This window comes from Haloarchaeobius iranensis (assembly GCF_900103505.1).
Classification (GTDB): Archaea; Halobacteriota; Halobacteria; order Halobacteriales; family Natrialbaceae; genus Haloarchaeobius; species Haloarchaeobius iranensis.
Genome location: NZ_FNIA01000043.1, coordinates 1 through 9,133, shown reverse-complemented (window position 1 = coordinate 9,133; position 9,133 = coordinate 1). Strand labels below are relative to the sequence as shown.

The window sequence follows — 9,133 nt, the reverse complement described above, 5'->3', positions numbered from 1 at the left end:
CGACCTGCGGAGCCTCGCCGCCGACAAGGGCTACGACGATATGGGTTTCCGCGAGGAGCTTCGCGCAGAAGGCGTTCGACCGCTGATCAAGCATCGCGTCTTCGCACCGTACGACCACGCGCACAACGCCCGGATCGACGATGACCTCTACAACCAGCGGTCGGTGTGTGAGACGGTGAATTCGGTGATTAAGCGCTCGTACGGCTCCGCCGTCCGAGCGCGAGCGTGGTATCGCCAGTTTCGTGAAATTGTGCTCGCCGCCGCAGTCTACAACGTCGAACAAGCCGTGAAACAGTGAATCCCGTCGCCCTCTGCGGATTCAATGAAGCCGTCTACAGAGAACATGGCTCGTCTTCGTGTTTAAATCGTAGCGTGGATAGACCGATGTGCAGTACAGACCGAGAGACAGTGGACTGCGTCAGGCGACCCGTTCCTCCAACGTATCCCGGTGTGCCCGAACAGTCGCCTTCGAGGCGTTCGCCACGTCCGCGGCCTCGGATTGCGTCAACCATCGGCCCTCTTCGCGACCGGCCTTGTAGAGGCAGGCCGCTGCGAACCCGGCCGGATGGACGCCCGTCGTGACGCCGCGCTCCTCGGCCTGCTCCGCCAGGGTTCGGGCCCGCTGTCGGATCTCGTCCGGACACTCGAGGTCCGACGCGAGGCGCGGCACGAACATACTGGGGGAGACGGGCTCAGCGGGGAGCCCCAGCTCTTCGTTCAGTGTTTTGTACGCGTTCGTGACCCGTGACTCCGCGACGCGGGCCATCTCGCTGACGTCATCCACCAACCGCGAGAGGCCGTTGCACCGACAGGTCCCGTAGACGCTGGCCGCGGCGATGGCCTCGATGGATCTGCCACGAAACAGATCCTCGTTCTGGGCGCTTCGGCATAGCTGACACGCCTGGTCGCGGACCGAATCAGAGAGTTCGAGCGCACTCGCCAACCGACGCATCTCGCCCAGTCCGTGGGCGAGATTCCGTTCCGCTTTCGACCGCCAGCGCCCCCGAGTCTGCTCACGGCGCATCCGCGCGAGTCGTCGTCGCTTCTGCCCGGAGATCTCGTTCCCCTTTGCGTCGGTACCCCGACCGATCTCCGTCGACAGGCCGCGATCGTGGCGAGCTGCAGTGAGTGGGGCACCCGTTCGCTCGCGCTTCTCGTCGTCGTACGCCCGCCACTCTGGCCCGTGATCGATGCGCTGTTCGTCGATGACCAGGCCACAGTCCTCGCAGACCGTTTCGACCGCGTTCGTGGTGACTCGACCGTCGCACTCGGGACACTGGTTCGCACTCGATTCCGTTCGGACGTCTTCGTCGAATCCGCTCTCGTAGATGTCTCTGGTTGCCATCGTTCTCACCGTGTTTCGGGAACCCGCCAGTACAGCGAGCCCCTCACCCATTGAGGGGTAAATAGACTCTATCGAGTACGATCTGGATTTAGCCGGATTGTGGTTCAGACGACAGTACTTGAGTTACTGTAGTGTACCTCGTCTCAATAGATTGGAGCACTCATCGAGGCGGGGATTAATCAGACGTACTTTTCTGTAGTAGTACTGCCAGTGGGTTAGTATGGATTTGGAACGAGGTTGGCGGGGTGATGCGTCAGAAGCCTTAGTCGCGGCAGATATCCTCCGAAATGGGTATGGTGTAGCTTATCCCCATGGTCACGAGCAAAAATATGACCTGATAACTGACGTTGGGTGGGACCTGTTACGAGTTCAGGTAAAAACCGCGAGCGACTATGATGAATACCGTTACGAGCTGGAAATCTCTCCAGAAAGGTACCCGGCTGGTACCGTCGATATATTTGCTGGTGCCATCCACGAAGAGGGAACGGCGATATACGTACCTGCTCACGAAATGGAGAAGACGCAACGCGTGAATTTCAATCCTCCTGAGGAAATGCCCAGTGATTGGCATCGTGAACAGGCGAACTTGCCAGGAGAGTTCTCGATAGATGAGGCACTCTCCAAAATTCGAGAGGGAACCGACTCTCAGTAACGCGAATCGCTTGCTGATCTGCTGTTGAGGTTGTGGCTGCGCGCACAGCAACCGCAGGGAGTGAGCACGGAGCCATAGCTAAGTAATTCTGGATATACGTGGGTGAAGATGGGAAAGTTTGATTATAATGCGGGAAGATGCTACTGTATAGAATCAAATGACACGAGGCACACTGGTAAAAAACGAACTGGGGCTATGAGAGAAAGTAACATCGCCATCCTCTCTTTGATATGAAGGATGACGAAAATGTTCGCGTGGTAATCCCCCGTGATCTAACTACAAAAAAAGCTGACAGCCGCGGACGGATCACGTTGGGGACTGAGTATAGTCATAGGGAGGTAACTGTCGCAATCTTAGATGTGTCTGACGATGATACAGAGTGAATCACCCTGCCAAGTGAGGGAGATACTATACACGCCTCGGCGAGTGATAATTAATGCGTGAGATTGATACAGTCGTGTCTACCAGAATTGAACAGATGAGTGGGTCACTGATCACGAAATCTTACATTTTTGACCCATCAAGAGTATATGGATTTATCGAGGGGTTGGTCGGATGAATCGACCAAAAGTTGTGGATCTGTTCTGTGGGGCCGGGGGTGCGTCTCTCGGTTTTGTGAAGGCCGGATATGAGGTGGTTGGCGCGATTGATGCAGATGAAGACGCGATAGAGACATACGAAAAAAATCTCTGCGGTAGAGATTCAGTAGTTGAAGAATTTCCCGGTACTATCGCATTTGAAGAACCGCTCCGAGCTGATCTAAGCCGTGGATACGAGGACGAGGATATTGATGACGGGCTCCCGACGGTAACGTTCAACGACATTCGTACACACTTTGATATCGAGCCAGGTGAAGTGAATGTTATCTGTGGTTGTCCGCCCTGTCAGAACTTTAGTAGCCTCCGTGATACAGAGTCATGGCCAGAAGACAAACCGAAAGACAACCTACTCCGTGCCTTCATTGAATTCGTCGCCGAGGAGGTCCCGGATGTTGTGTTTTTCGAAAATGTTAGAAATATTATGACGGCGGGTGAAGATGTGCCGAGTACCTATATCGACTGGCTCACGAGATCGATGAAGTCGATAACCCGTGATGGAGACTCCAAACAGGAGGGAGGATACGGATACGCTCTTGACGTTCTCAATGCGGCGAATTATGGCATTCCCCAACGGAGACACCGTACAATTGGTCTGTTCGTCTATGGCCGGGATAATGATGATGTCCATCTTCCCGAGCAAACTCACTCTGAGGATCCGGACCCTACCTCTAGTCTACAACCGTGGGTCTCTGTAAACGACGCTCTTGGCCAGTACGATGATCTGAAATATGACCTCCAATCCGGCGAAAAGCAAGTCGGGATCGAAGGGTATCCTGATGATCCTGAACACCGATCACGACGACACCACTCTCGTACTATTGAGCGGATGAAAGCGATTCGTCGTCACGGAGGCAGCTGGCGTGACCTGATAGATACTGATGATGAAGAGTACATCGTTGATGCCCACGATGGACTGGAGGGAGGAGCTGCTTCTGCCTACGGGATAATGAGGGGGGATGAACCTGCACCTACTCTGACAACGCGTTGTACTACTCCTAGCAGCGGACGTTTCACTCACCCGGATATAAATCGTGGAATCACATTCCGTGAGGCGGCGCTATTGATGACCTTCCCTCGGTGGTTTGAACTTCCTTCAAAGAATGACGCTGCTGAAAGAGTAGTTGGGAATGCTGTCCCACCGAAACTTGTGGAGCAGATCGCGAATACGTTGTTAGCGCACCTGCGGCAGGTCACAAAGGTAGAATATTAGTTCCCGTCTTCGATATTGAACTACTGGGAAAGCATTTTGTTGTGGCGATTCAGTTTATATACCATATGTCCACACAATCGGAGGGTGATGAATCACCCGGGTCTGAGTCCCCTTACACGATGGATATTGAGACGACCATCGTGGACAAGCTCGGAATTAACCTGTACGATCGGGTTTCTGCTGCTGTCGCGGAACTGGTGGCCAACTCCTACGATGCTGATGCAGAAGAAGTCGAAATCAAGCTGCCTCTGAACAAATATCTCGCTGTTCACACTGGAGACGGTGTAAAACAGAAGGGACACAATGTTCAGATTGTTGATGATGGTCATGGAATGACCCCTGAAGAGGCGAACGAACTTTTTCTGAGAGTTGGTCGGGATAGACGGAAAGACGGAGAAGAAGAAAGTCGATTAAAAAATCGACCCGTGATGGGGAGGAAGGGGATTGGAAAACTCGCACCGTTTGGTATCTGCGATAAGGTCGAGGTCCTGTCTGCTGGTGGAGACCCAGATGACGATGAGTACGAGGTTTCCCACTTCATGATGGATTATAATGAAATCACAGATAGGTCCAAAGATGAAACAGACGAATACAGACCGGAACCGCTAGAACATGATGGAGAGACTCATTCAAATAGTGGAACCAAAATAACTCTCCACGATTTTAATGTAAAGAAAGTTCCGGATAAAGATACGCTGGAAAGGCGTTTGGGTCAACGGTTTGCTACCGGTACCGAAGACTTTGATGTCAAAATAATAGACAACAAGGATGACGACCCGAATGACGAGTTCAAACTCTCCGACACCAAACCTCCACTTCAGGAGGATACTGAGATAGATTTGAATGACAAGCCGGTGGAACACGAGGGTAAAATATACGAAGTGAGCGGCTGGATGGGTCTTGCTGAGAATTCCTATAATGATGAATTCGGAGGTGTTACTATCTATGCACGCGGAAAACTTGCATCCAATACTAGAGATTTCGGTTTACCGGCTGGCTTCACAGGTGAGTTCGTTACGCGTTCATACTTAGTCGGTGAAATACACGCTGACTGGCTTGATCAGGACGACGGACCGGACCTGATCCAGACTCATCGTCAAGATATTTTGTGGAATTCGGAACTAGGTACTGCATTCAGCGAATGGGGAAAAGAACGTGTCAAGGAAGTGGCTCAGTCTAGCACAGAACCGCGGCGTAAAAAAGCACAAAACAAATTTGTAGAAAAGTCTGGCATTCGCGACAAGGCCGCTGAACGGTATGACAAAGAGGGTATTCAAGAAGCGGCAGTTGAGTTAGGCAAGAGCCTTGGTCAATATGCGAATGAAGATGAGCTGGATTTGGATCAGTACTTGGAGGATCTGACTAACTTCGTTCTCCAGATTGCCCCACACAAACACTTGGTAGACTCCTTGAGTGAAATCAGGCAGAGAGCTGAGGATGGAGAAATCGATCCTGAAGATCTTATTGAGTTGTTTGAATCCACACACATAGCTGAAATCACCTCATATGGGCAAATCGCACAGAATAAGGTGAACACAATTAGGGTTTTAGAAGATAGAATCAACGATTACGATTCGGATGAGGATGACCTTCACGAGATTGTCGAAAGCTCGCCGTGGTTGGTCGATCCGACTTGGCGACCGCTCACCTCTGAAAAAAGCATTAGCAATGTACGGGAAGCATTCGAAGAATGGTACGAAGTTGAGCGGGGAGAACCAATTAGTACCACTACCGCAGTTGAAGATCTTGATCGAAAGCGGCCTGACCTCGTTATGCTGGAAATCAGAGGGTCCGTCCGGGTAGTAGAACTCAAAAAGCCCGGTTATACCTTCCAAGATGAGGACTTTGAGCGCTTCAGAAATTATGTAACTGCTTTCGAGGACTTCTTTGAACAGAATTCAGGCTTCCGAGAAGACTTCCCAGATGAGGCAAAACTGACTTTGATTGCCGATGAAAAAGATCTGAATGAAATATACCTAGATTCGTGGGAGCAATTGGTTGATAACGGTAAGGTGACTGGACGCAAGTCATGGCACGATCTGCTTAATGACGCAAAAAAGCACCATCAGGACTTCATAGATGCTGAAGACCAGGTCCCCGATGTAAACGAAGATGCATTTAGCGGAATTTCGACTATTGAATCAGACGAATCAGAGGACTAAGATTTCTCCTTTTTCGTGACATAAGGAGCGTTTCTTATACCTGGCAATGGGGTGGTAATTGCCCGACTCATTAGCCGAGGCTGCGGGCTCTTATCTGCAATTATGCTGCTGAATCCGCTCTGGGAGGCCGACCTTCCCGCAGACGGGACACTCCCACAGGGATGTTGGCGGCAGGTCGTTCCAGGCGTCCAGCGCGGCCTGTAGCTGTGCTTCCACGATTGGTGAATTGGTCGTGCGGTAGGCTTCACGGAGGTGAGTGCGAAGCCGTTCACGAGCTGTGAGAGTCGTGTCGTCGGTCATAGTGAGACGGGAAGCTGGTGTCCCCGCCACCCATCGTCGGGGGCGATAAACACCCCCCTGAGCGGTTAGCGAATATCGGGCTGGAGCGGAGCGAACTCCTCCCACATGGTATGGTGGCGCTGACAGAGCGTAATCAGGTTCTCAAGTCGGTTCGACCGTTCGTAGTCCAGTACACCATCGGCATCGATGAATGCGCCGAGCGGCGTAATGTGGTGGACGTTCAGGTCACGATCCCAGCGTTCCCGGTGGGTCTCGCGGTCAATCGGACAGCCCGGCATCTGGCACTCGAAGCCGTCCCGTTCCAGCGCACGCTTGCGCTGTCTGTACCAGTTCGGTCCGTACGAAATGTCCCCGTAGCCGCCCTTCCAGAGCGGATGCTCTGGGCCGCTTGGCCGGCCGGGATACTCGAACCCGGCCGCTTCGATGGCGTCTTGCCAGGTCCCATACCGGCGGGCATAGGATCCAACTGAGTAGCGACCAGAGTCACGCATCTCGATCGTTGATGGGACGTGGCCTAGCTCATCGACTAAGCGCTTGATCTCCCGATGGAGCTGTTCTTCACTGACACTCCATTGTTTGTGGGGTTCGAACCCTGCACGGCGTAACGCGCGATTCCAGCGGCCGAAGCATCGCTGGGCGACTTTCACCGACCACGCACCGTCCTCTTCCATCTCTTGGGCTTTCGGTGGTCGTCCGAGGTCTGCGGCGAGATTCTGAATCGCCTCGATGACATCCTCCTTTGTGGCGGTCTGCTGCGTGGTCGTCTCTAAATTGGCTGCTTTGAGGCCTTCGTTCCACGACCCGAAATGAGTCTGGATTGCGTTGGCTGAGATACGCCCCAATTCTCGCCACTCGTTTCGTGAGGGCGAATGGCCGATCTGGCTGGCGACTCGTTGTAGCTCCTCGATGATTTCTGTGTCGCTATATCCGTTTGTTCGAGGGTCAAGTCCGGCTGCTTGCAATCCCTCGTCCCAGCTCCCAAACGTTGAGTGCACTGCGCCTTTGGTGAATTCAGTCTCTTCTTTGACCTCCGATTGTTTGGGAACTCGCCCCTTCTCTTCAGCTAGTCGCTGCAGTTCGTCGATGATCGTTTCAGCTGGTATCGATACCTGATGAGAACGCATATGGCCGGCAATCTCGACGTTCGTTTCGAACGATTCGCCGCAGATGTCGCACGTATAATCTCCTTCGACTTTCATGCGTAGCTCCGAGCGTTAGGCACGCCCGCACCCCTCGTGGGGTGGGACAAACACGCCCGGTCGCGCCCCGTTTCCCCCGTTTTCAGGGATAAATCTCAGACCGGGTCTCGAGGTCGTGGCTGCGCGCGCAGCGAAGCGAGCACGGAGCGGAGGGTGGGGCGGTGGGGTCTGGGTCGGTCCGGCACACAGCAAAAAAGAAGGTTGCCTCAACTGGCTATTCGTCCCACCACCGGCCGCGCTCCGGGAATTCGATTCTGCTCCAGCCCGTGATGGCGAGACTGCACCGTCCCTGGTACCAATTTTTCTTGACCGCTCTGAACCGGACTGTCTGTCCTTCTCGAACCACCGTCTTCTTGCTCTTCTCCCAAATTGTGAATTTCGTACGCCCACTTTCGTCTTCGATGAGTCCGACTTGAGCGATTGCTGGGGAACTGGGATTCCAGAGTTCGCTCACTGTGCCTTCGACCGTCACCTCACCGACCGGGACGTCCGGCACGTCCGCGATGGGCACGATTGCCCCCGGCGCCGCCTTCAGATCCTCGAGGGTCTCCAGCACCGCCTTCGTGACATCCCGCCCACGTTGCACCTTCTCGGCCAGCTGCTTCGCGACGACCGCCCTCGACCAGCCGCCCTGCACTTCGTCGCTGATCCGCATCGCCTGCTCGTTGACCGCCGCGAGTTCCTCTTGCGTCAACTTCTCTCGGGGATCCGTGCGCTCCGCCGGCGCCGGCTCGTCACGACCACACTACTCGCTGACGACCTCCCGCGTGCGCTGCTCGCGACCGTCCTGCGTTCCCAGCTCGGCCTGGGCACTGATGCGCTCCAGTTCGGCTTCCAGCGCCCGAATGCGATCCTCCTGTTCGAGGGTGACACCGTGAATCCGGTCCTCGCTCGTGTTCGCGATTCCGTCCGGGTTGTTCGCATCCACCTTCGCCTGCTTTTTCTGCTGGACCGTCGCACGGAACACCGGCCGGTCGTCGATGACCTTCATGTGAGTGTACAGTACGATATTGGATTCGAGATTTCCAATTGATGTCGTGGTTGCGCGCGCAGCGAAGCGAGCACGGAGCGGAGGGTGGGGCGGTGGCTGGTGGGTGGTGGACACAAACGAATAGAGTAATCAGAGATAATCGAAGTAGAATAGAATTATCCGCGTTAGTAGTGGACGTCGGCGGGAACGATCCGCAGCGATTCGGACGAGTCCAGGACGCGGTCGAGGTGCGACCGGTTCCGGATCCCGTTCGCGTGGCCGTCGTAGAGAAAGAGCGAGTGTCCACGGAACGAACCGATGTTCAGTACCTCACAAAGCCGGTTAGTTAGAACGAGGGTGTCATAGAACTCTTCTCACACCGTGATGATCGTACTTCCCGGATTGTCTCCGCGTTCGTAGTTGGTGATAGCGACGACGAGGCGAAGGCACAGGGCGAGGAACACCTGCGCTCGTGCGTGGACGCGGCCTCGGGCGTGCGTTCGCCCGAGGCCGCAGTCCTTCACTGATTCGTTGGTTCGTTCGACTCCAGTACGGCGGTTGTACGTCTCATCCAACGTGGACTGCTTCAGCTGCACGTCCTCGCTGTGTTGTTCGATGCGGTCTTCAACCCTGTACTCGATGTCTTTCGGGTCGTCAGTGTTTCGCGCGTTGTACGGAGCGACTGGCACGACCCCT

At 54.4% G+C, this 9,133-nt stretch carries 7 protein-coding genes and 1 pseudogene; 4 read left to right on the top strand and 4 right to left on the bottom strand.

The features are described from left to right. On the top strand, window positions 1-298 hold a 298-nt coding region (locus tag BLT27_RS18315; protein WP_139172419.1), incomplete at its 5' end, for a transposase. 120 nt (window positions 299-418) lie between these two features. Here the strand turns inward: BLT27_RS18315 and BLT27_RS18310 are convergent. Further along, window positions 419-1,345: a transcription initiation factor IIB gene (locus BLT27_RS18310; protein WP_089736508.1), complete on the bottom strand. Its 927-nt coding sequence runs from the start codon at window positions 1,343-1,345 to the stop codon at window positions 419-421. Between the two features lie 220 nt (window positions 1,346-1,565). On the opposite strand from BLT27_RS18310, the gene BLT27_RS19410 reads away from it, so the two are divergent. The 3 genes from BLT27_RS19410 to BLT27_RS18295 all read left to right on the top strand — a co-directional run bounded on the left by BLT27_RS19410 (window position 1,566) and on the right by BLT27_RS18295 (window position 5,968). Further along, window positions 1,566-1,997 carry a group I intron-associated PD-(D/E)XK endonuclease gene (locus BLT27_RS19410; RefSeq protein ID WP_139172418.1) on the top strand — a complete coding sequence of 144 codons (432 nt, stop codon included), beginning with the start codon at window positions 1,566-1,568 and terminating at the stop codon, window positions 1,995-1,997. A gap of 555 nt (window positions 1,998-2,552) precedes the next feature. Continuing rightward, window positions 2,553-3,806, top strand: coding sequence for a DNA cytosine methyltransferase (locus tag BLT27_RS18300; RefSeq protein WP_089736504.1), 1,254 nt, complete (start codon window positions 2,553-2,555; stop codon window positions 3,804-3,806). Between the two features lie 65 nt (window positions 3,807-3,871). Then, window positions 3,872-5,968 carry an ATP-binding protein gene (locus BLT27_RS18295; protein WP_089736503.1) on the top strand — a complete coding sequence of 699 codons (2,097 nt, stop codon included), beginning with the start codon at window positions 3,872-3,874 and terminating at the stop codon, window positions 5,966-5,968. A 365-nt stretch (window positions 5,969-6,333) separates the two neighbouring features. On the opposite strand, the gene BLT27_RS18285 is transcribed toward BLT27_RS18295, so the two are convergent. The 3 genes and pseudogenes from BLT27_RS18285 to BLT27_RS18275 all read right to left on the bottom strand — a co-directional run. After that, window positions 6,334-7,467: a homing endonuclease associated repeat-containing protein gene (locus tag BLT27_RS18285; RefSeq protein WP_139172417.1), complete on the bottom strand. Its 1,134-nt coding sequence runs from the start codon at window positions 7,465-7,467 to the stop codon at window positions 6,334-6,336. A 214-nt stretch (window positions 7,468-7,681) separates the two neighbouring features. Next, window positions 7,682-8,458 (bottom strand): annotated as a pseudogene (locus BLT27_RS20555) (DNA-binding protein). A 353-nt stretch (window positions 8,459-8,811) separates the two neighbouring features. Continuing rightward, window positions 8,812-9,133: transposase (locus BLT27_RS18275; RefSeq protein ID WP_139172416.1), on the bottom strand; the 322-nt coding region annotated here is incomplete at its 5' end.

Coding starts and splice junctions, on each gene's coding strand:
- BLT27_RS18310 (WP_089736508.1), bottom strand. CDS start 1,345: ATGGCAACCAGAGACATCTACGAGAGCGGATTCGACGAAGACGTCCGA.
- BLT27_RS19410 (WP_139172418.1), top strand. CDS start 1,566: ATGGATTTGGAACGAGGTTGGCGGGGTGATGCGTCAGAAGCCTTAGTC.
- BLT27_RS18300 (WP_089736504.1), top strand. CDS start 2,553: ATGAATCGACCAAAAGTTGTGGATCTGTTCTGTGGGGCCGGGGGTGCG.
- BLT27_RS18295 (WP_089736503.1), top strand. CDS start 3,872: ATGTCCACACAATCGGAGGGTGATGAATCACCCGGGTCTGAGTCCCCT.
- BLT27_RS18285 (WP_139172417.1), bottom strand. CDS start 7,467: ATGAAAGTCGAAGGAGATTATACGTGCGACATCTGCGGCGAATCGTTC.